Annotated in this window: 28 protein-coding genes and 4 tRNA genes; 20 read left to right on the top strand and 12 right to left on the bottom strand. The window is 45.2% G+C overall.

Features of this window, described 5'->3' with window-relative positions:
• The first annotated feature begins 311 nt into the window (after window positions 1-311).
• The 6 genes from ileS to M1403_00990 are packed head-to-tail and all read left to right on the top strand — an operon-like array spanning window position 312 to window position 6,713.
• Window positions 312-3,182 carry an isoleucine--tRNA ligase gene (ileS, locus tag M1403_01015; protein ID MCL4397587.1) on the top strand — a complete coding sequence of 957 codons (2,871 nt, stop codon included), beginning with the start codon at window positions 312-314 and terminating at the stop codon, window positions 3,180-3,182.
• Entirely contained in the window at window positions 3,157-4,212 is a 1,056-nt protein-coding gene (gene rodA / locus M1403_01010; GenBank protein ID MCL4397586.1) for a rod shape-determining protein RodA, read from the top strand. Before ileS ends, rodA begins: the two co-directional genes overlap by 26 nt.
• Window positions 4,213-4,227: 15 nt before the next feature.
• Complete coding sequence (gene rplU, locus M1403_01005; GenBank protein MCL4397585.1) at window positions 4,228-4,614, top strand: 50S ribosomal protein L21; 387 nt, start codon at window positions 4,228-4,230, stop codon at window positions 4,612-4,614.
• On the top strand, window positions 4,538-5,617 hold the full coding sequence (locus M1403_01000; GenBank protein ID MCL4397584.1) for a methyltransferase domain-containing protein: 1,080 nt from the start codon (window positions 4,538-4,540) through the stop codon (window positions 5,615-5,617). The genes rplU and M1403_01000 overlap by 77 nt, the downstream gene beginning before the upstream one ends.
• A complete protein-coding gene (locus tag M1403_00995) occupies window positions 5,604-5,849 on the top strand; it encodes a bL27 family ribosomal protein (protein ID MCL4397583.1) in 246 nt (81 codons plus the stop codon). The genes M1403_01000 and M1403_00995 overlap by 14 nt, the downstream gene beginning before the upstream one ends.
• Before the next feature lie 6 nt (window positions 5,850-5,855).
• Window positions 5,856-6,713: a ParB/RepB/Spo0J family partition protein gene (locus tag M1403_00990; protein MCL4397582.1), complete on the top strand. Its 858-nt coding sequence runs from the start codon at window positions 5,856-5,858 to the stop codon at window positions 6,711-6,713.
• Here the strand turns inward: M1403_00990 and lepB are convergent.
• Together lepB and M1403_00980 are read right to left on the bottom strand one after the other, a co-directional pair.
• Window positions 6,683-7,270: a signal peptidase I gene (gene lepB, locus M1403_00985; GenBank protein MCL4397581.1), complete on the bottom strand. Its 588-nt coding sequence runs from the start codon at window positions 7,268-7,270 to the stop codon at window positions 6,683-6,685. The genes M1403_00990 and lepB overlap by 31 nt on opposite strands.
• Window positions 7,271-7,316: 46 nt before the next feature.
• A tRNA-Val gene (locus M1403_00980) sits at window positions 7,317-7,391 on the bottom strand.
• A 71-nt stretch (window positions 7,392-7,462) separates the two neighbouring features.
• On the opposite strand from M1403_00980, the gene M1403_00975 reads away from it, so the two are divergent.
• Entirely contained in the window at window positions 7,463-7,828 is a 366-nt protein-coding gene (locus M1403_00975; GenBank protein ID MCL4397580.1) for a hypothetical protein, read from the top strand.
• Here the strand turns inward: M1403_00975 and M1403_00970 are convergent.
• Window positions 7,825-10,095 (bottom strand): hypothetical protein, encoded by a 2,271-nt coding sequence (locus tag M1403_00970; GenBank protein ID MCL4397579.1) that lies wholly within the window; start codon window positions 10,093-10,095, stop codon window positions 7,825-7,827. The two genes, M1403_00975 and M1403_00970, sit on opposite strands and share 4 nt — an antisense overlap.
• 55 nt (window positions 10,096-10,150) lie before the next feature.
• Between M1403_00970 and M1403_00965 the strand changes: the two genes are divergently transcribed.
• The 8 genes from M1403_00965 to M1403_00930 all read left to right on the top strand — a co-directional run bounded on the left by M1403_00965 (window position 10,151) and on the right by M1403_00930 (window position 17,715).
• On the top strand, window positions 10,151-10,366 hold the full coding sequence (locus M1403_00965) for a hypothetical protein (protein MCL4397578.1): 216 nt from the start codon (window positions 10,151-10,153) through the stop codon (window positions 10,364-10,366).
• 248 nt (window positions 10,367-10,614) lie between these two features.
• Window positions 10,615-11,370: a glycosyltransferase family 2 protein gene (locus M1403_00960; GenBank protein ID MCL4397577.1), complete on the top strand. Its 756-nt coding sequence runs from the start codon at window positions 10,615-10,617 to the stop codon at window positions 11,368-11,370.
• Window positions 11,367-12,506 carry a glycosyltransferase family 4 protein gene (locus M1403_00955; GenBank protein MCL4397576.1) on the top strand — a complete coding sequence of 380 codons (1,140 nt, stop codon included), beginning with the start codon at window positions 11,367-11,369 and terminating at the stop codon, window positions 12,504-12,506. The genes M1403_00960 and M1403_00955 overlap by 4 nt, the downstream gene beginning before the upstream one ends.
• A complete protein-coding gene (locus M1403_00950) occupies window positions 12,481-13,188 on the top strand; it encodes a glycosyltransferase family 2 protein (protein ID MCL4397575.1) in 708 nt (235 codons plus the stop codon). Before M1403_00955 ends, M1403_00950 begins: the two co-directional genes overlap by 26 nt.
• 8 nt (window positions 13,189-13,196) lie before the next feature.
• Window positions 13,197-14,750, top strand: a complete 1,554-nt coding sequence (locus M1403_00945) for a hypothetical protein (protein ID MCL4397574.1) — start codon at window positions 13,197-13,199, stop codon at window positions 14,748-14,750.
• On the top strand, window positions 14,737-15,357 hold the full coding sequence (locus M1403_00940) for a hypothetical protein (GenBank protein ID MCL4397573.1): 621 nt from the start codon (window positions 14,737-14,739) through the stop codon (window positions 15,355-15,357). Before M1403_00945 ends, M1403_00940 begins: the two co-directional genes overlap by 14 nt.
• Window positions 15,320-16,615 (top strand): hypothetical protein, encoded by a 1,296-nt coding sequence (locus M1403_00935; protein MCL4397572.1) that lies wholly within the window; start codon window positions 15,320-15,322, stop codon window positions 16,613-16,615. Before M1403_00940 ends, M1403_00935 begins: the two co-directional genes overlap by 38 nt.
• The gene (locus M1403_00930; GenBank protein MCL4397571.1) at window positions 16,612-17,715 is read left to right on the top strand and encodes an O-antigen ligase family protein; all 1,104 of its coding nucleotides are present in this window, start codon (window positions 16,612-16,614) and stop codon (window positions 17,713-17,715) included. Before M1403_00935 ends, M1403_00930 begins: the two co-directional genes overlap by 4 nt.
• On the opposite strand, the gene M1403_00925 is transcribed toward M1403_00930, so the two are convergent.
• From M1403_00925 to M1403_00915, 3 genes are all read right to left on the bottom strand, one after another.
• Window positions 17,692-18,408, bottom strand: a complete 717-nt coding sequence (locus tag M1403_00925) for an Ig-like domain-containing protein (GenBank protein ID MCL4397570.1) — start codon at window positions 18,406-18,408, stop codon at window positions 17,692-17,694. The two genes, M1403_00930 and M1403_00925, sit on opposite strands and share 24 nt — an antisense overlap.
• An 18-nt stretch (window positions 18,409-18,426) precedes the next feature.
• A tRNA-Thr gene (locus tag M1403_00920) sits at window positions 18,427-18,498 on the bottom strand.
• Between the two features lie 17 nt (window positions 18,499-18,515).
• On the bottom strand, window positions 18,516-18,746 hold the full coding sequence (locus M1403_00915; GenBank protein ID MCL4397569.1) for an SHOCT domain-containing protein: 231 nt from the start codon (window positions 18,744-18,746) through the stop codon (window positions 18,516-18,518).
• Window positions 18,747-18,801: 55 nt separating this feature from the next.
• Here M1403_00915 and obgE point away from each other — a divergent pair, with 55 nt between their 5' ends.
• Entirely contained in the window at window positions 18,802-19,743 is a 942-nt protein-coding gene (gene obgE, locus M1403_00910; GenBank protein ID MCL4397568.1) for a GTPase ObgE, read from the top strand.
• Here the strand turns inward: obgE and M1403_00905 are convergent.
• The 6 genes from M1403_00905 to M1403_00880 form a co-directional block, all read right to left on the bottom strand.
• Window positions 19,700-20,035 (bottom strand): ASCH domain-containing protein, encoded by a 336-nt coding sequence (locus tag M1403_00905; GenBank protein ID MCL4397567.1) that lies wholly within the window; start codon window positions 20,033-20,035, stop codon window positions 19,700-19,702. The genes obgE and M1403_00905 overlap by 44 nt on opposite strands.
• Before the next feature lie 6 nt (window positions 20,036-20,041).
• Complete coding sequence (locus M1403_00900; GenBank protein MCL4397566.1) at window positions 20,042-20,755, bottom strand: DNA alkylation repair protein; 714 nt, start codon at window positions 20,753-20,755, stop codon at window positions 20,042-20,044.
• Between the two features lie 5 nt (window positions 20,756-20,760).
• Window positions 20,761-21,264 carry a hypothetical protein gene (locus M1403_00895; GenBank protein ID MCL4397565.1) on the bottom strand — a complete coding sequence of 168 codons (504 nt, stop codon included), beginning with the start codon at window positions 21,262-21,264 and terminating at the stop codon, window positions 20,761-20,763.
• Between the two features lie 3 nt (window positions 21,265-21,267).
• Window positions 21,268-21,338, bottom strand: a tRNA-Gly gene (locus M1403_00890).
• Window positions 21,339-21,358: 20 nt separating this feature from the next.
• Window positions 21,359-21,949: a LysM peptidoglycan-binding domain-containing protein gene (locus M1403_00885; GenBank protein MCL4397564.1), complete on the bottom strand. Its 591-nt coding sequence runs from the start codon at window positions 21,947-21,949 to the stop codon at window positions 21,359-21,361.
• 39 nt (window positions 21,950-21,988) lie between these two features.
• Window positions 21,989-22,063 (bottom strand) — tRNA-Asp (locus M1403_00880).
• Between the two features lie 26 nt (window positions 22,064-22,089).
• Between M1403_00880 and polX the strand changes: the two genes are divergently transcribed.
• From polX to M1403_00860, 4 genes are read left to right on the top strand one after another with little or no spacing between them, the layout of a single operon-like run.
• Entirely contained in the window at window positions 22,090-23,856 is a 1,767-nt protein-coding gene (gene polX / locus M1403_00875; GenBank protein ID MCL4397563.1) for a DNA polymerase/3'-5' exonuclease PolX, read from the top strand.
• Window positions 23,853-24,725 carry a M48 family metalloprotease gene (locus tag M1403_00870; protein ID MCL4397562.1) on the top strand — a complete coding sequence of 291 codons (873 nt, stop codon included), beginning with the start codon at window positions 23,853-23,855 and terminating at the stop codon, window positions 24,723-24,725. The genes polX and M1403_00870 overlap by 4 nt, the downstream gene beginning before the upstream one ends.
• Window positions 24,726-24,744: 19 nt before the next feature.
• Window positions 24,745-25,989: a MurT ligase domain-containing protein gene (locus M1403_00865; protein ID MCL4397561.1), complete on the top strand. Its 1,245-nt coding sequence runs from the start codon at window positions 24,745-24,747 to the stop codon at window positions 25,987-25,989.
• Entirely contained in the window at window positions 25,986-26,687 is a 702-nt protein-coding gene (locus M1403_00860) for a cobalamin biosynthesis protein CobQ (GenBank protein MCL4397560.1), read from the top strand. The genes M1403_00865 and M1403_00860 overlap by 4 nt, the downstream gene beginning before the upstream one ends.
• The last annotated feature ends 14 nt before the right edge of the window (window positions 26,688-26,701 follow it).

Genomic DNA, 26,701 nt, shown 5'->3' with positions numbered 1-26,701 from the left:
AGGGAAGGTTTGTCTGTACTAGACGAATTCCGATTTGTACAAAAGATATTCGACAGCAGGATGTGAGTTGTGTCGGGCCGAAGGATAAAGAATGCCCTGGGGCTTTTCAGGAACGAAGGCTGCAGAATAAAATACAAAGTGCTAAAATAAAAGAGGCAAAGATGCAGATATCACTGCGGAGCCGGGGAAGAAAGCACGCCGAAAGCGCGTGATTAGACCCTCACAAAATGAGAAGTAAGTTAGGTGGTACCACGCTTCGACAGGCTCAGCGCATGCGGCTTAATATCGAACCGTCCTAATATATAATGTAGATGGACGGTTTTTTTGTACTAAAAATGAAGAAACAGCAATTTCAACCGGTTCCGGCACAGATGGATTTTCCGGCCATGGAACGCGACTTATTGCGGGCGTGGTACGAATCCGGTTTGGTGGAAAAATATCTGCATAAAAATGACAAATCAAAAAAGAAATTCTCCTTTCTTGATGGCCCAATAACCGCTAACAATCCGATGGGAGTGCATCATGCCTGGGGTCGGACCTACAAAGATCTCTTCCAGCGCTACCATAACATGAAAGGCGAAAAGCAACGGTTCCAGAATGGTTTTGACTGCCAGGGCTTGTGGGTAGAAGTGGAAGTGGAAAAGGAGCTGGGTTTTAAGACCAAGAAGGATATCGAGCTCTACGGTGTGGCGGAATTCGTTAATCGCTGCAAAGAAAGAGTCCTTAAGTACTCTTCGATCCAAACAGAGCAAAGCAAACGCCTCGGCTATTTTATGGACTGGGAAAACTCGTACTTTACTATGTCTGAAGAAAACAACTATACGATCTGGAATTTTTTGAAAGTCTGTTTTGAACGCGGCTGGATTTATAAAGGCCACGAATCAGTGCCCTGGTGTCCGCGCTGCGAAACGGCGATTTCCCAACACGAGATGCTGACTGAAGACTACAAAGAACTGACTCACAAATCAATTTACATGCGTTTTCCAATCGTGGATCGGGATAAAGAGTATCTTCTGGTTTGGACAACGACTCCCTGGACTATTCCGGCCAACATTGCCGTTGCCGTCGACGAAAATTTTGATTATGTCCTGGCGGAAGACGAGAAAGGGGATAAGTATTGGCTTGTCAAACAGTCCAAAGACAGACTGATGGGGGAGGCGAGGGTGACAAGGGAGGCAAAAGGTAAAGACCTGACGGGACTGAAGTACCGCGGAGCTTTCGATAATCTCGAAGTGGTTAAGAAAGCGGCCGAAAATCCAAAGTTCCACACGGTTGTTGCCACTGATCCGCTGCTAATGCCTATCACGACGACAGAGGGAACGGGAATGGTGCATACGGCGGTCTCGGCCGGAGAAGAAGATTTCAGACTGGGCAAAAAACTGGGATTGCCTATGATCCCGGTGATTGCGGATAACGCGGACTATCTGCCGACGCTGGAATATCTGGCTGGCCGGAACGCCAAGAAACACCCGGAAATAGTTTTGGATTTGATGACCGAGCGGGGTTTTGCCTGGCAAATTGAGGATTACACTCACCGCTATCCGGCCTGCTGGCGCTGTAAAACGGAGCTGGTTTGGAAAGTCGCTGACGAATGGTACATCGCCATGGACGAGGCCGACCCGACGGATAAGAAAAAGAGAACTCTACGCGAACAGCTGATGGCGGTGGCTCAAAAAATCACCTGGTTGCCGGCATTCGGTTTGGACCGGGAGCTGGATTGGCTTAAAAATATGCATGATTGGTTGATTTCCAAACCAAACCGCTATTGGGGCTTAGCTTTGCCGATATACGAATGTAAAAAGTGTGGCCACTTTGAGGTGGTCGGCAGTAAGGAGGAATTGCACCAAAGAGCGGTCGAAGGTTGGGAAAAGTTTGAAGACCATTCGCCTCATAAACCCTGGGTTGATGAAGTAAAAATCAAATGTTCCAAGTGCGGGGAAACGGTATCCCGAATACCGGATGTCGGAAACCCCTGGCTAGACGCGGGAATCGTTTCGTTCTCGACCTTAGATTATCTGCATAACCGGAAGTACTGGGAAGAATGGTTTCCGGCAGATTTCATTACTGAATCTTTCCCCGGCCAGTTTAAGAATTGGTTTTATTCGCTAATTACCATGAGTACCGTCCTGGAAAAAACAAACCCAATGAAAACAGTTTTAGGCTTCGGGACAATGCTGGATACTCAAGGCAGGCCATTCCATAAGAGTTTAGGTAACGCCATAGAATTTGTTGAGGGAGCTGACAAATTTGGTGCGGATATTATTCGGTGGTTTTGTGAATCGGGAAATCCGGCTAACAATATTTATTTTGACGCTAATGTGGCCACAGAAGTAAAAAGAAAATTTTACCTGATGCTATGGAATGTCTACGCTTTTTTTATCACCTATGCCCGGTTGGATAATTGGCAGCCGAAGAAAACGGTGAGTAAAAATGTTTTGGACCGGTGGATTTTAGCCCGACTGAACGAAACTATCGAGCTAAATACCATGGGGTTGGATAAATATGACGCGATGACGCCGGCTAAGGCCACCGAAGACTTCGTTAATGACCTTTCTACCTGGTATCTGCGTCGGAGCCGGGACCGCAGAGATGACGAATTTTATGGCACTACTTACGAAGTGTTAGTGACTTTGAGTAAACTTCTGGCTCCATTTATGCCTTTTGTCACGGAAGAGATATATCACAACCTGACGAGTAATAAAAGTGTTCATCTAGAAAACTGGCCAAAAGCGGGGAAAGTTGATAAAAAACTCCTGGAAGAGATGGCGACAGTACGAAAAATAGCCGAATTAACCCACGCGCAACGGAAAGCGGCGAATATCAGACTTCGACAACCACTCGCCAAATTTGAAATTCGAAATTTGAAATTTGAATTGAATGAAGAATTAGTAGAATTATTGAAAGAAGAAACTAACGTTAAAAACGTAGTACAAACATTGGGTAAAGGAGAACTAAATGTAGAATTGGATACAAAACTGACCCCGGAGCTGGAAGCGGCAGGGACAGCGCGGGACTTGGTGCGGGAAATTCAGGAGGCCAGAAAAGCGGCCGGAACCAGCCTGGACGAAAAAGTTGTCGTCTATCTTCCCGATTGGCCGAAGGAGTATACTGACTACATTTCCCGGGAAACTTTAGCTACAAAACTTGTTAAAGGGAATGAACTTCGCATCGAAAGGGTTTGACTTCAGTATTGTTGTTTGTATTCTCGTTCTTTGCGGCTTTGGGGTGGCAATTATTGGCAGCGTTGCCTCATCGCTTGCGGCTTCGCAGGTATTTTACTATCTGATTGGTTTTGTTCTGTTTTATATCTTTTCCAAAATCGATTACCGGGTATTTGGCAGTATCTGGAAACAAATTTACGCGGTTTCTCTTGGATTACTCCTTGTAACTTTAATTTTAGGGCTGGAAAGCCGAGGGGCGATGAGATGGATTTCCATCCTTGGTTTCCGGCTGCAATTTTCGGAGGTCTTAAAGCCGTTTTTATTGTCCAGTCTGGCAGTTTTTCTTACTGAAGGAAGGACAAATTTTAAAAAATACCTGACGGCGGCGCTTCTGGGGGTAGTGCCCATGCTTCTAATTTTCAAGCAGCCGGATTTGGGCAGTGCCCTGGTTTATCTGGCTGGGTTTGGGACGATGATCTTTCTTTCGGGAATAAATATCTTCTATCTGGTAGCCGCCGGAGTTGGAGGAATAATATTTTTACCTTTGTTCTGGCATTTTTTGGCAGATTACCAAAAAAACCGAATCATAAGCTTTGTGAACCCAGCTTCAGATCCGCTCGGAGCCAGTTATAATGCCATTCAGGCGACTATCGCTGTGGGCTCGGGCCAACTATTTGGTTTGGGATTGGGTCGGGGAACTCAATCGCAACTGCTTTTTTTGCCGGAGCACCACACGGATTTTGTTTTTGCTTCCCTGGCTGAAGAACTGGGCTTTATCGGGGCCGGAGTGCTGCTTTTGGTTTATTTTGTTCTGATCTGGAGGATTTTTAAGATCAGCCAGGCGGCGCCTGATAAGCTCGGTCGGGTCCTTTCCTCCGGTTTGGCAATGATGCTTTTGGGCCAAATTTTTATTAATATTGGCATGAATATGGGCATTATGCCGGTTACCGGAATCACTTTGCCGCTTGTCTCCTATGGCGGTTCTTCGGTTCTGGCAACCTTCATTGCCCTGGGAATTGTGGAAAATATTGCGCAAGAGCGGTCTTTTTAGTACAATCTGACTACTATGAATTTTGCCGTGGTTAAATTTGGCGGAAAACAACACCTCGTGTCCGAAGGTTCCGTGTTTGAAATTAACGGAAATTTAGGCAAGACGGGAGAGAAAGTCGAAATTAAAGAGGTGCTCCTCCAGGCTGTTAACAGCAAAATATCTATTGGCACTCCCCTGGTGGAAAAGGCGAGCGTGACTGCTGAAGTTGTCAGCAATGGTAAAGGCGAGAAGATCCGCGTCGCCAAATTCAAGTCGAAAGTGCGCTACCGAAAAGTTATGGGTTTTAGACCGCTAATTACCGCTCTTAAAGTTCTGTCTATTGGGGATGAAAAAGTATCTACTGATTCTGGGAAACAGCCCGCAGCTCGCAAGGGCCGAGCTGCAAAGCCTTCTTCAAAGTAAAGAACTCCTCTTCCAACCCCCAGTGTTGGTGATTGAGACCGAGCAGCCTATTCCGTACGAGAAATTAGGCGGAACGGTAAAAGCTGGGGAAATAATAGAAAGTTCGATAACCGGCTACCTGAAAAGTATGGGCAAAGCTTCGATTGACTTTGGGGTGAGTGCTTACGGTGTCAAGCTTCCGGATATGAGAGAGATTAAGAGAGATTTGGGGGATATGGGAATAAAAACCAGGTTTGTCCTGCCAAAAGAAGGAACGGAATTATCCAGCGTGGTGGTTAAAAAACAAAGGTTAGTAGAATTTTTAGTGACCAACGATTACACAGCCAGAACAGTTTGGGTCCAGGATTTTGAAGACTGGAATAAGCGGGATTACGGCCGGCCGGAGGTGGAAGCGCATATTGGCATGCTGCCGCCAAAAGTGGCGAGACAAATGGTTAATCTGGCCATACCAGTATCCAGTCTCCAGTATCCAGCGACTATTTTAGATCCTTTTTGCGGGGTGGGAACAATCGCCTCTGAGGCGCTGGTTTTGGGACATGAAGTCATAGCAAGCGATATTAGTTCTGCTCAAGTACAGCGTACCCGGGAAAATGTTGAGTGGCTTCAGAGGAATTTTAAATTTAAAATTTTAAATTTTAAATTGCTGCAGGCTGACGCGCGGGAGATTAGCAAAAAAGTTCCGGTGGGAAGTGTTAACGCTATTGTTACTGAACCTGATCTAGGGCCGAATACGGGGAATACTAAGTATCAAACACCAGGCGTTATGGAGAAGCTTGAAAAGTTATACTTGGATGCACTACAGGATTGGAAAAAAGTGCTGAAACCAAACGGAACCGTCGTGATGGTGCTGCCTGCCTTTGGAGAAGATAAAACCCTTGTGAAAAATGTGGTTGACAAACTTGCGGCTATCGGCTATATTCTCTCTAAAGGTCCGTTCGAATACAGTCGGCCTCAGGCTGCTGTAAAAAGAAATATTTGCGTATTCACCTATGTCACACGTTAAAGGAAGCGCCGTTACTAAAGGAAACCGCGACTCCATCGCCAAAAGCCTGGGAGTCAAGATTTTTGCCGGGGAAAAGGTTCTGTCCGGAAACATTATCGTTCGTCAAAGGGGCACTCAGTTTAATCCTGGCCTGGGCGTGCGGATGGGCGGCGACTACACCCTTTATGCCGTTAAAGACGGCACCGTGCAATTTTCGCAAAAAAGAGGCGACCGATACATTTCTGTCATTTAATAAATTATGGCTGACGAGCAAATTACCCATTTGGACATAAATGTCCTGCAACCTAATCCCCTGCAACCCCGCGGCTTGATTACTCCGGAATCGTTGGTTGACCTGATTGACTCCATTAGAGAACACGGCATTTTAGAGCCGATTGTAGTGGCCGAAACCCCGGCCGGATACCAGATTATTGCCGGAGAGCGACGCTGGCGGGCCTCGAAAATTATCGGTTTAACCCAGGTTCCCTGTATTATTAAGAAAACTTCCCATCGGGGCATGTTGGAAATGGCCCTGGTGGAAAATGTTCAGCGGGTAGATCTTAACCCGTTGGAACGGGCTCAGGGTTTCAAGAGGATGATGGATGAATTTGGACTGGGAACGGCCGAAATTGCGCAGCGAATCGGCAAATCCCAGGCTTATGTCAGTAATTCCCTAAGGCTACTGACGCTTCCCGACGCCCTAAAAGATGCTCTGCTTTCCGGAATTGTCACTGAAGGCCATATCCGGGCACTGGCAGGAATTGAAGATCCCAACCAGATGGTGGAGGCTCTGCGCCAAATTCTGCGGGAAGGCGGGTCGGTCCGCCGGGCGGAAGAACTTTCCCGCCAATATAAAGCCAAAGCCGGAGTAAAACCCGCTTCAGAAACCGAGAGGGTGCATAGCGACGAAATTACTCTGATTGAAAACCGTTTAAGTGCCCGCCTGGGTGGCAAAGTCAAAGTAACTCAGTCAATGCGGGAGTTGCGGTTTATGATCGTAGTTAAGGCGGGTTTGGACAAGAGCTCCGATGTCATGCGCAAAGTAGATGACGCTCTGGAAAAAGCTTTCCCGGTTGACGGAGAAAGCTACTCGGTAGAAGTCGGCAGCGCGGAGTAATTAACCCCGGCAATTCTTCCAAAACGATTAATCGGCCAGTATCTCCAGAAAACTTTTCCGATAAATTCGCTGGGCAGAACAGGTCCGAAATCCCGGGAGTCAGAAGACTGCATCCGGTTGTCGCCCATGACAAAATAATAGCCGGAAGGAATAACGATTTCCTTATTTTCAGCCAAATAGCTTTCCGGCCCGGTATAAACTGACGGGTCCAGATAGGCGCTTTCGTCCAGAAGGGTGCCGTTAATATAAACTTTTCCGCCGGAAATTTTCAGGTTTTCCCCCGGCAGGCCAATAATCCGTTTAATGAAATCGACATCGGCGTTTTTCGGCGACTTGAAGACAATGACATCGCCGCGCTGCGGAAAACCAAGACGGTAGGAAATTTTGTCTGTCAAAATATATTCGCCGTCATGGAAAGTGGGTTCCATGGAGTGGCCTTTGACCTGATTAGGCTGGAACAATAATAAATAGCAGACAAAGAAAATCATCAAAGCGAACACGACCGCTTCGACGAATTCCCAGAGAACCCCAAACAGGCTTTTTAAACTTTCGAACACAGAAATAAGTTTATCGGGTTTTGAAGAAATAAACAATAGATTTATTTGGTGGACCCGGGAGGTGCCGCCCCTCCTGCCTCTCGAATGTGAATCGAGCGTTCTGCTGGTGAACTACGAGTCCTTTATCTTGTTATTATATCAGGTTTCACTTTGGGCCTTCACAGAGGCAAAAAGGCGTGTTAAGATTCTGTCATGTGTCCTGAAGCAACCATTGTTGGCCTTGACGGAAAGCTAGTCAATACTCTTTTTTCTGGGGATATCACTTTTTATAGTGATCGCTCCACTATCAGACTATATGTTACTTCCAATGAAACAATTTCCCAGCTTTTGCCTTTCTGGGGCCAACAACTGCTGGAACTTAGGAAGGATGGAGTCGCGGGGACGATTTATCATCTCAGGGATGACGGAAGCCAGGAACCAGTCGAAGGCTATAAATTCAATCCCAAGGGCAGACACGAAGTCAAACTTGTTTATCCCAAAAGAATTAAAGATCGGGAATCCTCGAAGATTCCAAATGTTAGAAAAGGATATTTTCCTAAAAGAACAATCCGCTATTAGTTTGACAGAAGATTGGCTCCGCGGGCGAAGAGGATAGCCAGATAGTTTTTTCCGGAATTTTTTAAGGCGTTAGAGTCGGCCAGAAGGCTTTGCGAAAGCAAAAGATTACTGGCCTCGCGGTTGGTCAATTTGCTTTTGGCCAGTTTCCGGTTAACTGAACTTTGGCTTCGAGAAATTTCTGAGTTGGTTGTGGGGCCTGGGGGGTTTAAGCGGTATTGTTGGTTAAGAGCGTTAGTAACAAAAATCAATTGCTCCGAAAGTTCCCGCAGATTTTGGCGATTAACACCATTGTTGTCCGTCGCTAATAACCCGATAGTGTCCAGATTAGCTTTTTCCAGCCGGGTAAAGGCTGCCTTCCGGTTGCGGTTGTTTTGAATATCGTTGACTGCGGCCACTACAGTGGCTTCAATAATCTTTAGGTTTCGCAAGTTGGTAGCAGCGACTTTTTGGCGGAACGAAGTTAAGGTAACCGCTCCATTGGTTTCAGAAAAACTTTGCCCGGGGTCAGAAGAAAAATTAAACACTGTGGTTTTTGTTGCACCCGAAGTTATGCTTCCGCTGAATGTTCGTTTAATTGTTTGGGTGTTATTGATATAGAAAGCATCCAGCTGAAAATTGCCATTGCCGGTACCACTAATAATCACCTGGTAGCTTTGTGCTACTGGATCCGCGATAAAAACTGCTTTTCCGTCAAGGTTTTTCCCCACCGGACTCCCGTCTTTATTCTTAATTTCAATTGTGGCGGGGGAATGGATAATAAAAGAAAGATATGATGTGGGTTCAGTTACGGTTGTGGCAATACTTCCGGTCAGATCAAAAGCATGAAGAATATCTGTTAGAGGAGCGGTGTTTTGAAAATAATCATTATGACTCAAGTCGTAATATTTATTGGCGGCCAAGCCGGCAATTTCGGAACTGGTTTTAAGGATTGTTCCATCGCCGACTGCATTTGTATAGCTTGCAGGCTTGCCGTCGGGCCAGAGATTTAAAGCAATATCCAGGGCATTTCTAGACGCAGTTGTAAAGCCTGACGGGGTTTGTTGGTTATTGCCAGAAAGCGGTGTCAGGCTGTTTTTAAAATTGGTCGAGAGCGGAAAGAGGGCTTCCAAATTGGGATTTCTGGCCACGGAGCTTAGTGAAGAATAGGGTTTTCCGGAAATGTAATCAAAAACCGGCAGAAGATCCCGGACGCCGGGCATTTTGTTTTGAATAATGTCTTTATCAGAAAGATAAGGCAGGCCGGTAGTATGCAGCACCAGCTCCATGGCTATTTTTGTTCCCAGATCAACATCTGCCTGGCCGCCTTCCCAAAGTTGGTAGGCTTTGATGGTGCCCAGGTGCGGCCCGCCTGCCGTCACAATTTTCCCGATTTTGTCTGAACAGCCGGTGTCTTTTTCATAGCAATCTCGCACGACTAGGCTTCCCATACTGTGAGCGATAACATTGACTTTCTTGCCCGGATTTTTTGGCTGAACTTCATTGGCGAGAAAAGTATTCAAGCTGGCCGCGTTATCCGTAATGGTTTTGCGAAAATCATAGGAAAATGTGAACAGATTTTGGTTTGCGCCCGAGTTGGTTAGCCCGGCATTTTTCAAAGTGGAAAGGAGCGGCTGATAATACGAATCCGTGAACACCGGCATTAACTGCCAATCAGCATATGTCGTCGGCTGGTTCTCCACGATTCCTTTGTAGGACCACGATCCTCCAAAACCTGGGATAAAAACGACAGGATCCGACTCGCTGGGAACGGTGTCGGCGTAATAGATGCCCAAGCCTTCAACACTGACAATCACTCTTTGCCCGGCGGCGTCCAGCCCCCAAGTGTTTCTCGACCCCCAAGCCGGATCGCCAACATTTTCCCAAGTTTCCCCAAAATCTTTGCTTCTCCAAACACTATAGGGAGCCTCTCTAACAGATGCATATAAATATCCATTTTGATCTTGAGCAACTCTGAAAATAAATTGTGAACCAGTAGTTACAGTCTTTTTTGACCAAGAGTTTCCTCCGTCGTTAGATTTATAAAAACCATTATCCGTTGAAATATAAATTCTGTCTGATACAAGTTTATCAATTAGGCCACCAGTAAACCCACCGTTTAGTGGCAATGCTAACCAATTATCTCCTCCATCGAGTGAACGATATAATGTATTCCCAACGCTGGCAAATATGCGATTCTGGTTGTTTGGATCAGTAATAATATCGACACTGTTTGCATTGCCGAGGTTTGAATTAGTCCAGGAGGCGCCTTTATTTAATGTTCTATACAAACCTGGCGCGTTATCACTAATTCCTACGAAAATGCGATTTGAAGATATTGGATCTATGCCAGTTGCTCTGGGAGAAGACGCGTCGTATATTTTTGTCCACGAATTGCCACCATTCTCGGTTAAATGTATTCCTGATCCCCATAAACTAATTGCGATGACATCATCATCAGAATGTTTAATGGCAATCCAATTGATATCTTGCCCCGAAGGGAGGTTATTTTTAACACTTGACCAATTTAATCCACCGTTAACGGATTTTAATATATCGTAACTGCTTGGGTTATGTTTCCTTATTGAACTAAATACCTTATTTGTGTTCTGATCCGAAAACTTAATTTCTGTACTTTCGTCTGTAGAACTATAAACTGATTTCCATTGAAGGGTGATAGCTAATGCACTCGGCGGGAGCGTTAATAGTATTGAGGTAAGGAAGATAAACGAAAAGATAAAAAGGTATAATCTTTTCAATTAACTAATCGTAAAATTGTTATTTATGTTTGTCAATATGTAAATTGTTTAATGAGAAAATTGCGTCTATCAGTTGTAATTCCAACACTGAACTGTGGTTCGAAACTCGAAGATTGCCTTTCAAGTATTAGGTGGGCCGATGAAATAATTGTCGTGGATATGGGTTCCACGGATAACACAATTCGAATTGCGAAAAAGTTTCATGCCATTGTTTACGAAAGAGTTCCTAGAGATGGCAACTTTGATAAAAATAGAAAATTTGGTATGCAAAAAGCGAGTGGAGATTGGATTCTAAAATTAGATTCGGATGAAGTACTTTCCCGGAGATTACAAAGTGAGATTAAAAAACTGCTGTTTGCAGACACAAGTAATTATGCTGGTTTTAATTTGAAGAATAAGATTTTCATGTTTGGCCATCAAATTTCTCATGGTTTTGTTAAGGCTGATTCTCATGAGCTAAGACTTGTACGTGCTGGGAAATGGCATTATGACCCATTTAAATATCACCAGCAGATTTTTGTTCGTGGCGAAGTTGGATTTTTGAGTAGTGCATATAATCACTATAATTATACTTCGATAGGTGAATTCATAGAAAAGACGAACAAATATACTGATCTAGATGCTAAATTCTATCCCTATAAGGTATCTATTACAGACGTTTTACTTTCACCTCTAAAGACCTTTTTTAAACTTTTCTTTTTGCAAGAAGGTTTTTTAGATGGTTACTTTGGAATAATTGTGTGCTTTTTGTTTGCGATTTATAATTTGGTTGAAAAAATAAAAGTCTGGGAGCTTCAAAATCTATGAAAGTTGCAATTGTGCGAGGGGATTTTGCTTCCCCTTTTGAATTAGGAGGAATGCGCTACCTGCAAAAGGGAAATAGGTTAGAGCTGGTTACTGGACTAATGCCAGTTTCAGACTTGTCTAGTTTATCTTTTATGGATTTTGTTAAGTTACCGTGTCCTGTTGATTTAAACTTTGGTCGCATAGATAGGGGGAAAATGGCTGTTCTAAATAGAATTTTTGTAGATGCGCATGTTCTTTTTGGTCTAGAGAATAAGCTTAAAAATCTTGATATAGCATTTTGTGCGGAGACTTATTACTTTTATTCCTACCAGTGTATAAAGGCGAAGAATCTAGGTTATGTCAAAAAGGTTATTTCATTAGTTTTTGAGAATATTCCTTTTAATAATGAAGGAATCTGGGGGCGACGAAGATTGAAACAATATGTGATTAAAAATACGGACCGGTTTATTGCAGTTACTGACCGGGCCAGAGATGTGTTAATTGAAGAGGGGGCGGATCCGAAAAAAATTGTCAGACTAAATCCGGGAGTGGATTTGAGCATTTTTAGACCGCAGGTTGAATCAAGAATTATGAATCATGAATTAGGCAAGAAGCCAATAAGACTGCTAACGGTAGGTAGGTTGGTGCCAGAAAAGGGGATCAGAGAAATGGTGGCCGCTTTCAAAAAGCTTCACAAGGAGTTTCCCGCTTTGGAATTTACTGTCGTTGGCAGCGGGCCGTTAGAGAGTCTTCTTAATGTTCCCGGGATAACACATCTAGAGAAAGTGAAGTTTGAAGACATGCCCAAAATTTATAATTCAGCGGATATTTACATTCATTATCCCGTCGGGTCCAAAACCTGGCTAGAACAGTTTGGGTTTGTTTTAACAGAGGCCATGGCTTGCGGCTTGCCGGTCGTGGCTTTGAACAAGGGTAGTGTGGGAGAGGTAGTTGGCGAAGGGGGGATTTTGGTAGAGAACCGCAAGCAATTTGAAGAGGTTTTGGAAAGACTGATTAAGAACAAACAGCAAAGGAGAATTTTAGGTAAGAAATCCCTGAATTTCGCCAGAAAAAATTATGATGTCAAAAAATATTCCGCCGGAATCTTAAAGGTATTTAAAGAAGTTTTGCATGAAAACCATCGCCGTCATCGTTGATTTCAAGAGCCATGAGAAAGTCAGGAAACTGGCGGGGGAGTTGAGGGCTGTGGGGGATTTGGGGGTGGTGGTTGTAGATAATACTGAGGACAACATTGGATTTGCGGGAGGGGTAAACAAGGGGATAAAGGTGGCGCTGAAGCGGGGAGCAGAGAGAGTACTCCTAGTGAATCCTGACGTTAAGATTTCCGCGGATTTGGAGCGGATTGACGCGGATTCGGATATTGTCAGCCCAGTGTTGAGGTTTAGGCGCAAAGGGAAATGGGTTTATGACATGGGAGGAAAAGTGAATTGGGTTTTGGGAAGAACTACCCACACAGAAGTTGGGGATATGGGGGAAGTGAGGGGTTTGAAAAAAAATATCGAATATGTATCGGGGGCATGCATGGTGGTGAAAAAAGGGGTTTTTGAAAAGATCGGATTTTTTGACGAGCGCTTTTTTCTTTATTTCGAAGACGCGGACTTTTGTTTACGGGCGAAAGCGGCAGGTCTTAAAGTAGCTGTAGATCCTAATATAATAGTAGAGCATAACATTTCGGAACACCGGTTTACTCGTGATCAGTTTAAAATACGGCAAAATCTAAAGAGTAATTTTCTGTTTATCCGTAAATGGGTGGCCCCTATTTTTTGGCCGCTGGCCCTCGGGTTTATGGCTATCAGAGTAGCCAGGGAAGTACGATAACTAATCAAATGCGAAAGAACTTACTGGTTCTTGGACTCTTTTCGTTGCTGACAATTTGGGTTACCTGGCCGCTCATTTTGCACATGAATATTAACATTATTGACCGTATTGACGGACTTTTGATTACTTGGATTCTGAACTGGAACGTTCGTAGTTTTAGTTACAACACTAATATTTTTTATCCCTATATTAATACTCTTGCTTTTTCTGATTTGCTCTTCCCCGAAGCCTTGATTGCCCTGCCGTTTGTCAAAATTTTCGGCGAACCGCTTTTAGCTTACAACATTAATTTTCTTCTTGGTTTTGCTTTGACGGGTTTTTCTCTGTATTTATTGTTGGACTATCTAACAAAAAATAAGCCGGTGGCCTTTCTGATTGGAGTTCTCTTTTCCTTCTCCATAATCCATCTAAATTATATGCCGCATTTGCAGTTGTTTAATTTTTGGCCGGTTGTTCTGGCGACCTTATTCATGCTTCAGAAAAGATACCGCTTGTTTATTTTGATGTTTTTGGCCGCGGCACTGACGACCGTCATGTTTTTCTATTTTTTGCTGGCGATAGGGGTAATCTGGGGAATTTGGGGAATTAGCGGGTTTAAGGATAAATTAAGATTAGCCGGGTTTTTGTTATTGGCAATTTTAATAACGGCGCCATTTTTGCTGCCTTACTATTTAGTATCAAGGCAATTTCACTACCAGCGGCCGATTACTGACGCGATTAATTTTTCTTTCCAGGTTCCGGACCTGCTAAATATCGGGACTGTGAGCCGGCTAAGTCAATACATAGGCATTAAAGACAATCTGACACCCGGATACCTGGGCGGCGTGTTTATGCTATTGACAGTGGCAGCCATGATCGGGGTGAGAAAAATGTGGAAACAAAAATACACAAAAACGTTTGTCATTTTAGCGGCGAGCTCTTTCATTTTAGCGCTGGGACCGGGTCTTCATGTTTTTCGAAATACAATTCATGTTGGCCCGATTCCGGCAATTCCCTTGCCTTATCTGGTTTTTTATTACCTGGTTCCCGGTTTTGCAGGAATCAGAACTCCCTCCCGGTGGATAATTTTGATGGCCTTTGCATTTGCGATGGTTATTGGCCTATGGGTTGGCAGGCTAAAAGAGAAAACAAAATGGGCTGTGTGCGTTTTGGGGACCATAGGCATTCTCCTGGAAATAAGTTGGCCCTTAAAATATGTCCAGGTCCCTTCCGTTAAGAACTTTCCGCCGGAGCAGAGTTGGCTAAAAGATAATTTCCCCGGAGCCCCAATTGTTCAGTTTCCCATTTACGGCTGGTGGGACCAGCCGGGCGTAGAAACGGAAACTCTGCGGGAATATTATTCTACAATTCATTGGCACCCGATGTATAACGGCTATTCCGGCTTTTCTCCGAAGGAATGGGAAGAAAGCGTTAAATGGCTACAAAAAGATTTTCCTTCCGCCGAAACGATTAGTTTTTTGAAGGGGAAGGGGATAAAATTAGTGGTGGCGCCCAACTCCTGGAAAATTGGTTTAAAAAAGGTCGCCGGATTTGATAAAGATTCCGTTTATGAAATTCTCTAAAGTTACTCTCAAAAAAAACGGTCCGATTACGGATTTTGCCGCGGAAAGAAACATTCTTTTGGAAAAAGCGGAAGCGGACTGGGTGCTGTTTGTGGATTCGGACGAGGAAGTGACTGCGGAGCTGGAAGAGGAGATCTCGCGGCTTGATAATAAATACTACGGATACTATATTCGAAGAAAAGATTTCTTCCTGGGAAAGTGGCTCAGGCATGGAGAAACCGGAAATATTAAACTTCTTCGGCTGGGAAAAAAAGACGCCGGACAATGGAAACGAAGCGTCCATGAATATTGGGATATTAAAAACGCGGCGACGCTAAAGAACTACTTACTCCATGATCCGCATACGACAATTGCCGACTTTATTTCTAAAATTAATTACTACACTGACATTGACGCGAGAGAACTGGTTCGGGAAGGAAAAACTTTTAGCTATTGGCGGGTAGTGACCAACCCGGCAGCAAAGTTTTTTCAAAATTATCTTTGGCGACTGGGATTTTTGGACGGAGCAGCGGGTTTTGTTCATGCTTTTATGATGAGTTTTCAATCGCTGGTTGTCCGGGTGAAACAATATGAGGACCAAGATTCTCACGAATTTAAAGCGGATTAACGGAGGCTTCATGTTGTCTGCGATTCTTATTTTTGCGGCGCTCGTTAATTTGGTTGGGGCGTTAGGACCGGAGCTGGGGTTCGACGCCTTGTGGTATCACCTGACAATTCCCAAACTCTATTTAATGTGGGGAAGAATTGACTTTATTCCCGGCGGACTGCTTTATTATTCGGCCATGCCCCGGTTGGGAGAATTTTTGTTTTTGGGAGCAATGCGGGTGATGGGGGAGGCGGGGGATTTGGGAGCACATCTAATCAGTTGGCTGGCCGGTATTGGAGCCGCCTTTGTCACTTATAAAATTGCCCGCAAATACCTGGATCAAAAATTTAGTTTACTGGCGGCGGTAATTTTTTATGCCACTCCCCTTTTGGGCTGGTTGTCGGGGAGTGCCTATGTCGATCTAATCCGGACGTTTTTTGAAGCCCTCGTGGTTTACTGGTTGTTGGAGAAAAAATTTGTTATGGCCGGGACCGCAGCAGGTTTAGCCATCGGAACCAAAACTTTAGCCATTGGGAGTCTGGCGATCCTGTTTGTTTTAAGCGGTTTTAATTTTTCTTTTTTGTTGCCGGCCGTTTTTCTCGGCGGGCCGTGGTTTATCTGGGCTTGGCAAAAAACCGGTTATCCTTTTTATCCCCTGGGGGCGGGCATTTTAAATACTAATGAGCATTCAAGTTTGTCTGGATTATTCACCGAAAATAAGTTAAATCCTTTATTCTTTCTGGCGTTTTTAAACCGGACAAACTTTTTCCTTTGGGCATATACTCTGGCAACTTTTCTTTTTTGGCTGGTAACGCCGCAGGGGGGCGGCGGCAGGTATTTGCTGCCATACTTACCAGTCTATGCCGTTCTGGCAACTCAGATGATTAGTAAAAAAAGATGGTTGGTTGCCCTGGCCGGAGTCTTTGTGGTTTTTAGCATTGCTTATCGATCGGCAGCAAATGTAAAAATAATCCCCTATCTGACCGGCAAAGAAACCAGAACGGAGTATCTCTGCAAGAACTTGGATTTTTCCACGGCGGTATTTGTGGATTGCGACGGGTGGTTTGCCGAAAACATCAAGAGCTCCGACCTGGTTTTAGTTAAAGGATTTCATAATCTATATTATGTTGATTTTCCGTTCGTAGATGAAACATGGTATAAAGGGGAGAAGACTGATTACACTTTAATATATGGGAGAAACGAGAGCCATAAGGGGAACCGGGGAACTAAAATTTATGAGAATCAATTAACCGGGGCAATTATCTATAAGACGCAATGAAATACCTGTTAATTTTGCTCTTAATTCTTTTTCCGCTTGGGCAGTTGGGAAGATTCGATTTGGGAAACGGGGTTACGCTGCATCTGAATGATCTGGCAGTTGGTATAGTCGGGGGAATCGGGATTATCCGGGAACTGCGGACCGGGAAAAAATCGGCGCTGTTCTGGCCGGTGGCGATCTGGGCTGCAGCCATGGCTCTTTCGCTTTTGGTTAATATCTCCCGCTATACACCTTTCCAGTTAGCGGTTGCCGGGATGTATGCAGTTCGTTGGTTGGCCTATGCCGGGATCTATTTTGCTTTTAGGGAGACGAAGGAAAAAGAGCTAATAAAAAAAGGTTTAATTGCGGGAGTTCTAATCGTGGCTCTGGCCGGTATTGCCCAATATCTTCTCATGCCGGATACCACTTTTTTAGCGGCCCAGAATTGGGACGAACATTACTTTAGGTTGATATCTACCTTTCTAGACCCGGGGTTTACGGGAATAATTCTGACCTTAGGATTATTCTCAATTTTTAATTTTAAATTTAAAATTTTAAACAAATTTTCAATTCTTCAATTTTCAATAATTTATACCGCTCTTTTATTGACTTACTCCCGGGCGTCGTATTTGGCCTATCTGGTTGGTTTCGGGATCATCGCCTGGTACAAAAAGTCATTAAAAATAATTCTTGTTGCTACTATAGTTCTCCTGATTGCCATTCCCCTGTTGCCGAAAAGTCTGGGCGAAGGGACCAAGCTCGGCCGGGAGAACAGCGCCATCGCCCGAATTAATAACTGGAAACAGGCAGTAATGATTTGGGAAAAGACCCCGATTTTAGGCAGGGGTTTTGACGCCTACCGCTACGTGACTAACGCCAGTACCCAAAGCCATGCCGGAGCCGGGGCAGATTCGTCCATACTTTTGGTCCTGGCGACAACCGGAATCGTCGGCCTGATCGCTTATCTTGGGGTCTTGCGGGGGATGTGGATTGCGGGGAAGAAAAGTTTGGCTTTTAAAGCGAGTTTTCTGGCAGTTTTTGTTCACTCCTGGTTCAACAATACTCTTTTGTACCCCTGGGTCATGGAGTGGTTATTCCTACTGCTGGTACTTGACGGTTAATTCTTTAGAGGTAGTGTTGCCGGCCGGGTCAGTGGCCGTGATCTTCAATTTGTTGTCTCCGCTGTTTAGGTTGAGGGAATAAGAAAAGTTACCGTCTTTGTCGACAATCGCCAGCCGGTCATTAATAGAAACCGTATCGCCCGGATCGGTGGCCCCGCTGACAGAAATAGTCTGGTTATTAAATGAGTCGCCGTCTTTGGGCGAGGATAAATCCAACTTTGGCTGGCCGGAAAGGAAGCTGACAACATAGGCCTCGGAAACATCGCTTTTCTGATTAGCGTCGTTAACCGCCTGAGCGGTAAAGCTGTTTGGACCTTTTTCCAAATCGGCGTCCTGGGTAAAAGTGCCATCATTTGAAGCGACTACGGTTCCCAAAGAACGTCCGTTTTGGAAAATTTCCACGGTGATGTTCGGATCGGCAACGCCGTGAACCTTGGTGTGGGCCGAAGATGTCGCCGTCAGGTCCTGGGAAAGTTCTGGGGTAGTTGGAGCGACGGTGTTATCAGAGGAAACGGTTGCAGAATTACCCCGGCGAAAACTACTGATAGTGCCGGTTAAATTAAAAAGAGCCGGCAGACCATAAATTACCAAAATAACGACCAAAATTATCGAACCAATCAGAGAAAGGATCAGGCGCTGCTGAGTTTGTTTAGTATAGCGCTGTTGCAGCCGGCTGTATGGCGATCGCATCATAGTTATTCTACCACCATGAGCCGAAGGTGAGAATCGGACTCACGACCTACTCTTTACGAAAGAGCCGCTCTACCACTGAGCCACTTCGGCATAGTGGTATTTTAGCATTACTGGAGATCCTTTTTCATTTCCTCGAACTCTTTCTTGGAAATTTCGCCTTTGGCATAGCGTTCGCGAAGAATTTCCGCCGATCGGTCATGATCGTGCCAGCGTCCGCCGCGAAAGAAGCGAATGGCCAGAACAATAACCACGATAAAAAATATCCAGGAAAAAACCCAGCCAATGATTGGTAGAAAGCCATAACCCATATAAGGACCGTAACCATAACCCCACATCATATGCATACATTATATATAACTATGCAAACAGACGCCTGGCGTTTAAAATACAGCTATGCTTATAGATGAAGCGGAAATCGAAGTTTCCGGCGGGCATGGCGGAGCCGGCAAAGCATCGTTTTTTAAAAAAGGCCGGGGGCCTGACGGCGGCAATGGCGGCGATGGGGGAGATTTATATTTTGAGAGTACAACCGACCTGACCGCTCTAAACCGTTATGCCAGCAAGAAAAAATTCGCCGCTTCGGACGGAGAACCGGGCGGGTCAAACCGCAAATCCGGCCATAATGCCTTGGATCTAACTCTCCTGGCACCAATAGGTACGGACCTGTTTGATTTAGAGACAGAAGAATTGTTTAGTCTGGATAATCCCAATACCAGAGTGTTAATTTGTAAAGGAGGCGCGGGGGGTTTGGGGAATGCTGACCGGGCCAACGCCCGTATGACGACCCCAACTAAAGCTCAGCCGGGTTTGCCGGGACAAAAACGGCGGTTAAAACTAACTTTGAAACTGATCGCCGATTTCGGGCTGGTAGGTTTGCCCAATGCCGGCAAAAGTTCGCTTCTCAACGCGTTAACCAACGCCAACGCGCCGGTTGGCGATTACCCCTTCACTACTTTAGAACCAAACCTCGGAGCCGTGAACGGAAAAATTATTGCAGATATTCCGGGACTAATTGAGGGAGCGAGTAGAGGCAAGGGGCTGGGGGATAGGTTTTTAAAACACATTGAAAAAGTCCCGGTAATCCTGCATTGCATTGCCGCCGATTCGACTAATCCACTGGCTGACTACAATACAATCCGCCAGGAACTGAAACAATATAATCCCGAACTGCTAAATAAACAGGAGATAATTCTCATGACCAAGGCTGACTTGGCAAATAATCCGGCTTTCAAAAAGCTAAAGAAGAAAATTACCCCGGTTTCGATTTTGGATGACACCAGTTTAGAGAGGCTTAAAGATCTAATTCAACATCAAAAATTCCCAACTGGCCCTTGACGGGGATTGGCGGATTAATCGGCCGGATATTGCGCAAAAACCAGGCGTGGGCGCGGGGATAAACTTTAATACAGGCATCTTTTTCGTGAATCTTTTTCATCGGCTCGACATGATACAACTCCGCGATACACAAGGCATATCCTGCAGGTTCTGGAGTACTTGGGAACTTTGAAGAGCAGATGACCAAATCGCCGCGATATTTTGTTCCCCATTTTCTCGTTTCAATTTTTTTCTTGCTGCTCGCTACCAAATTCGCCCAGGGTTGTTTGAGAGAAATGGCTTTATAAAGCATCGATTATTATTTGCCGGATTTCCGGCCGGATTTAAGTTTATTTTCTGTTTCGCGAATGGCGATTCTGGGCAGAACATCTTTGTTTTTCTCCAAATATTTTTCGACATCCTCATGGTGATTTTTAATAAGACTACGCAGGAGCCAGGAGACAGCTTTGGTAATAAGAATATCTTTTTCTCCTTTAAGACGGTCAATATTTTCTAAAGCCAATACTGAAAAGCAGGGGTCGGATGAATGACTAACCGGTCCGGTAAGCAAAACCAAACTTGCCCGGCGTTTGTGGACATTTTTGTCTTTGGAAAAATTACGAATCGTTTTTTCCCAAGCAGGCCAATCCGCAAAAAAATTCTGGTGTTGAAAATTATTTTGGCAAAGATTATCCACTTCAGCCCAACCGTGAACATTGTTTAGCCATTTGTCTAAAGATATCGGCTTAATTTGAGACCGAAGTTTAGGAAAAGTTGCGAGTAGGCAGCCGACTAAACTTTTTTCCTCATGCGATTTCCCAGTGTTTAGGGAGTCCAGAATCAGAAGAAAGTTATCAGGCGATATCGTCGTATTTTTTGCCGCCCAATCTTTGGCTATTTTCCATTTAACCGGGTTGGAAACATGATACTCAAAGCTGGTTGTTCCGGCATAATTGTTTGTATTTTTGTGCTTCGCCGGCTTACCCTGGTGTTTTTTAATTTCGTCTAAAAGTAGCCGATGTTGCGGATTCATTAACTCTATCCTTCTGAAAGAAATGCCTGGAAATCTTCTGGATACGGATAATTGTGGTTGTCGCCAATTTTTTCGACAATTTGGATGTCAGGATTAATTTTAGCCAGGAAAGTCTTGGCCTCCTGGTATGACCCATGAGGATCAGCATTGTTTTGGAAACATCTGATTTTTTCTACGGGGAAACTATTGAGAACTTTATATCTTTCCAGTTCTTCCGAGGGAAAGTCGTGCAGGGGAAAGCCGCAAATAATAATTTTGTTCACCTTACCGCCGGCTTTTTCCAGAACTCGCATGCCCAGAAGAGACCCGACAGACTTAATAAGGAGGTTGTAGGGTTGGCCCCCAAGGGTTTTTAGGGCTTTATTTGTTTCGAGATCGAAATCCAAACCCGAATCCTTTTGCTCGCTCCAATAGTCGTAGAATTGCGGCGTAGCGCCCAAAGTTTGGGCCATTTCTTCTACCCAAGCCTTGTTCTTAAATGACCCGCCGCCAAGAATAAGGGTTAACATAAGAGCGGGATAGGGGAATTGAACCCCCTTCTCTACCTTGGGAAGGTAGCATACTACCGGTGTACTAATCCCGCAATTTGAGAAAATTATACCACTACCGCGGGATGGTAAAGACATTCCCGGCATGAATTATTTCCGGGTTGGCCAGATGATTGGCCTGAGCGATTTGAGTCCACTTGAACCCGTCGCCATAAGCCCGAACCGCGATATCCCACAAATTGTCACCATGAACCACCGTGTAGGAATTGCCCGTGATCGAGTTCGCCGGGGTCACGGTTTGTTCTAAAGCAGTGTTGGTTGTCTGCGGCTCCCGCACCTCGACCTTGGGGATGGTTAGCTTCTGGCCCGGTTCGATCTCACTGGGATTAGTCAGGTTGTTGGCTTTGGCAATATCCTGCCAGTTGTAGCCGCTGGAATAATACCTTTCGGCGATAGACCAGAGACTTTCTCCGTTCTCCACGACATGAGTTGTTGGCAAAGCGACCGTGGCTGACGGCGTGGCCAGCTCTCCGGCTTGTTCCTCCTGATTCTGGGGATTTTCCATGGTGGAGTTAGGCTGATGGTTGCGGAAATAGCCGTAGGCAAGAATGCCTATCAGGATAACAATTAGAGCTCCCAGAAGCATGCTGACAATAGATTCGTTCAAATCCAGGTCATCGATAAATTTTCGAAGATTATCAAACATTTCTTCACTTCCTTCCGGGCAGAAGTTTGGGGCAGTTTGCGGGGTTGACGGGACTCGGACCCGCGACCTTCTCCGTGACAGGGAGACGCGCTAACCAAACTGCGCTACAACCCCAAACCGTGTTACAATATTATCAAACTATGGGGAATATTGAAATAGCCCGCTTGCTTCGCAAAATTGCGGCTGCCTACACTATCCTCGGCGAAAACAGATTCAAAATTATCGCTTACGACAACGCAGCTACGGCTGTCGAACACGCTACTTCGGAGTTAAAAGATCTTTGGGAAGACGGGAAACTGGATAGCGTGCCAGGCTTGGGCGCTTCTATCCGGGAACATTTGGACGAGCTGTTTAAGACGGGTAAATCTAAACATTTTGAGCAGGTTCTAAAGAAAGTTAACCCGGCAGTTTTTCCGTTATTGGATGTTCCGGGCCTGGGACCCAAAAGAGCAGAAATATTAGTTGAAAGTTTAAAGTTAAAAGAGAAGAGTCCCGTTGACGAGCTGGAAAAAGCAGCCAAAGAACATAAAATTGCCAAAATCGAGGGTTTTGGGGAAAAAAGCGAGCTGGATATTTTGACCAACATCGAACGGTATCGCCATGGTGCTATTAAAGAGAAAAGGATGGTTTTGCCGGAGGCGGATGAGCTGGCAGAAGAAATAATCAGCTACATAAGTAAGAAAGCAGAGCCGCAGGTTGGCAGGATAGATAAATTAGGCAGTTTACGGCGTCGGGTGGCCACGATTGGGGATGTGGATCTGGCGGTGGCCACCGAGTATCCGGAAGAGGTAATAAAAGCTTTTGTGGCCTATCCTGGGGCCTCAGGGCTAGTGGAAAAAGGGCCGACCGGAGCCTCGATTCTGCTTTCTGCCGGCCGCCAGGCAGATTTGCGGGTGGCAAAACCGGAAGAATATGGAGCCATGCTGCAATATTTTACCGGATCGAAGTATCACAATATAAAACTGCGGGATTTTGCGCTCAAAAAGGGACTCTCGCTTTCAGAATACGGCACTAAAGAGCTTAAATCCGGGAAGATTCACCGGTTCAAAACCGAAGAAGAGTTTTATAAATTTCTCGGTATGGACTGGATTCCGCCGGAGCTGCGGGAGGATACTGACGAGATTGAGGCGGCTTTGAAGCACAAACTGCCAAAGCTGGTTGAACTGAAGGATATTAAGGGAGATTTGCAAATGCATTCCAGCGATTTAGAGGAAACCAGTCATGACAGCGGGGAAGATTCGGTAAAGGTTATGAGAGAAATAGGGGAAAAGCTGGGTTATGGGTATATCGGGATTAGCGACCATAACCCGAGTCAAGCCAAAAATTCCCCGAAAGAGATGGAAGAGCGCCTGCATAAGCGAAATGAACTTATTGATCACATTAATTACTCAACAAAAGGGTGTAGAGTAATAAAATTACTCGAAGTAGATATTCTTCCTTCGGGCGAGCTTCCCGTGCCTCAGGAAGCCTTAGATGGACTTGATGGTTGCCTGGTGTCGATACACTCCTCTTTTAACATGAACAAGGCAGAAATGACCGGGCGAGTTCTGAAAGGCTTATCTAATCCGGTTGCCCGAATCTTGGCTCATCCGACCGGCCGATTATTGGGAGCGCGCGAGGGTTATGAGTTGGATTGGGATCAAATATTCAGTTTTTGTCTGGAACACGATAAAGCCCTGGAAATTAATGCCTACCCAAACCGCCTGGATCTTCCGGATACTTTAGTAAGAGAAGCGGTTAAGCGGGGAGTAAAGTTAAGCCTGGGAACGGATGCTCATAACAAGGACGGACTATTAATGATGCCTTATGGCATAGCGGTGGCCCGCCGCGGTTGGGCTGAGGCTAAAAACATTGTTAATACTCTGGACTATCGGGAGATAATATCCTGGCTACACAAAAGAACATGAATAGCATTGAAAAAACCTGGCTGATGATGGGAATCCTGGTCGCTTTTGCCGCGGCGGTGGCTTTTGCTTTTGGCAAACTGGCCGGTTACGGAGCAAGTTTTGTGGGGCCTGCCCTGGTTATCTCCGGAGTCTTTGCCTTTTTTAGTTATTATTTTTCCGACAGAATGGTGCTGGCTATTTCCGGAGCCAAACCGGTTAGCCGGGAGCAGGACCCGAAGCTTTATGAAGTTGTTTCAGACGTGGCTCAAAAAGCAAATCTGCCCATGCCCAAGGTTTACGCGATTGCCGACGCTTCTCCGAACGCTTTTGCTACCGGTCGGGATCCCAAGCACGCGGCGATTGCCATTACTTACGGCTTGCGGGAGAAATTAAACCGGTCGGAAATGGAAGGGGTGATTGGCCATGAACTTTCTCATGTCAAAAACTTTGATACCAGACTGATGGCGGTAACGGCAATTCTTGTTGGTTTTGTTTCTATGTTGGCAGACTGGTTTATGAGAAGCCTGTGGTTTCAGGATAATCGGGATAACCGCGGTAATGGCTCAGAGATGATTTTTGTGATTATCGGTTTGGTTCTGGCGATTTTATCGCCGATAGTAGCGACAATCATTCAACTGGCAATATCGCGCCGCCGGGAATTTGCGGCGGATGCTTCCGGAGCAAAGATAACTTCCGATCCTGAAGGGCTGGCTTCCGCTTTGGAAAAAATCTCCGCTGACCGGACGCCGGCAAAATTTGCCAATAATGCTACGGCTCATTTGTTTATCGTCAATCCTTTTAAAGGAAAGAGCGTGACTTCATTTTTGGCCGGACTGTTTGACACTCATCCGCCGATTGCGGAAAGGATTAAGCTGTTGCGACAAATGTAGAGCTGAGGATGTAGAATGTATGGGCATGCAAACCTCTTTGGCGATATTTTCCGGAAAGACCGTCTCTCTTCTTAGTAAAACTTTCGGTTTGGGAGCCGGGGTAACCTGGGCCGGGGAAGTGGCGTTAAAAATTGACCCGCAGCTATTGCCGAAGCTCCTGCCCAAAGAGGCCAAGATTATTCTAATTGCCGGGACAAACGGCAAGACTACGACCACTAAGTTTTTACGAAGCGTCTTGGGGGAAAAAAGGACAGTTATTAATAGCAGCGGTGCCAATCTCCTTAATGGCATCGCCGGCAGTATTCTCCAGCAAAGGTCGGGAAAATATTATCTTTTAGAGGTTGATGAAAATAATTTGCCGTTGGTTTTGGAACAGGTTAGTCCGCAGATAATTATTCTTCTTAATCTTTTCCGCGATCAGCTGGACCGTTACGGCGAAGTAGATACGGTTGCCAAAAGGTGGCAGGCGGCCCTGGCCCTTTATGAAAATACCTTAATAGTCAACGCGGATGACCCGCAGTTGGCCTGGATCGGGAAAAACTACTCCGGCGAAGTGAGGTACTTCGGGCTGGGTGATAAAAAATACTACTTGCCGGAAATGCAGCATGCTACCGATTCGATTTATTGTCCCAAATGCGGCAGCCGGCTGGAATTTGCGGGAACCTACCTGTCACATTTGGGTGAATGGCAGTGTCCTAAGTGCGGCTTGAGACATCCGAAAAACGATTTAAATATCAACGATTTAAATATCAAGGAAACTGAGAGGGTCGAAGGACTGGAAGGCACATATAATTTCTATAATGTTCTGGCAGCAAAGCTCGCAGCCGAAGAGCTGGGAATCAAAAATCCGGATTTTTCTAAATTTGAACCGGCGTTTGGAAGGAGTGAAGAAATTAGAGGAGTAAAAATTCTCCTATCAAAAAATCCGGCTGGCTTTAACGAATCCCTGCGGACGGTCATCGGATCCTCACGGAAGGGGCCGCTATACCTGGTTTTAAACGATCGGATTCCCGACGGCCAGGATATAAGCTGGATTTGGGATGTAGACTTCGAGATGCTACAAAAATGGAGTTTCCCAATTAATGTAGGCGGCGACAGGGTCTATGATTTGGCCTTGCGGCTGAAGTATGCGGGGATTAACTCAGATTTATTACGGATTCACACAGACCTAAAAGAAGGACTTAAAGACGCAGTCTGGGTATTAGCCACATATTCGGCTATGTTAGAGGTAAGAAAGATTTTAACCGGGAGAAAAATTCTATGAATTTAAACATCTGCTGGTTGTATCCGGAACTTATGTCCACCTATGGGGACCGGGGGAATATTATTTGTTTGCAAAAACGAGCGCAGTGGCGAAATATAAGCGTAAATATCCAAAACGAACCCGAAGGCGCGGATCTAGTTTTCGGCGGAGGAGCGCAGGATCGGCAACAGGAAATCGTGATGAAGGACCTAATGAGTAAAAAAAGTGTTCTCCAAAATATGATCGAACGGGGAGTACCGGGGTTGTTCGTTTGCGGGGCTCCGCAGCTTCTGGGCAGACCCTTTCTGGGAATTTTTGATATGGAAACAAAATTTCCCCGAGGCGAAAAAAGGTTGATCGGAAATCTTATTGCTAAGATACAAGATACAAGATACAAGATACAAACAGGTCAAGATACTATAGTTGGTTTCGAGAACCATGGAGGGAGGACATATTTGGGTCCGGGGGTGAAACCATTTGCGAAGGTAATAAGGGGCTACGGTAATAACGGTGAGGATAAAACGGAAGGAGCAATATACAAGAATTGCCTGGCCACCTATTCTCATGGGCCGTTTTTACCCAAGAACCCGCATATCGCCGATTGGCTTATCAAGACGGCACTTGAGGTCAAGTATAAGAAAAAGATAGAATTAGAGCAATTGGACGATAAGTTGGAATGGCAGGCGCATGATTTTGTTGTTAAGAAATATGGGAACTAAGGGATATGAGTGAT

The sequence above is a fragment of the Patescibacteria group bacterium genome, from assembly GCA_023380635.1.
In the GTDB taxonomy this organism is placed as follows: Bacteria; Patescibacteriota; Microgenomatia; order JAMCZE01; family JAMCZE01; genus JAMCRP01.
The sequence above is the reverse complement of the archived record's forward strand: the minus strand, read 5'-3'. Positions and strand labels throughout refer to the sequence as shown.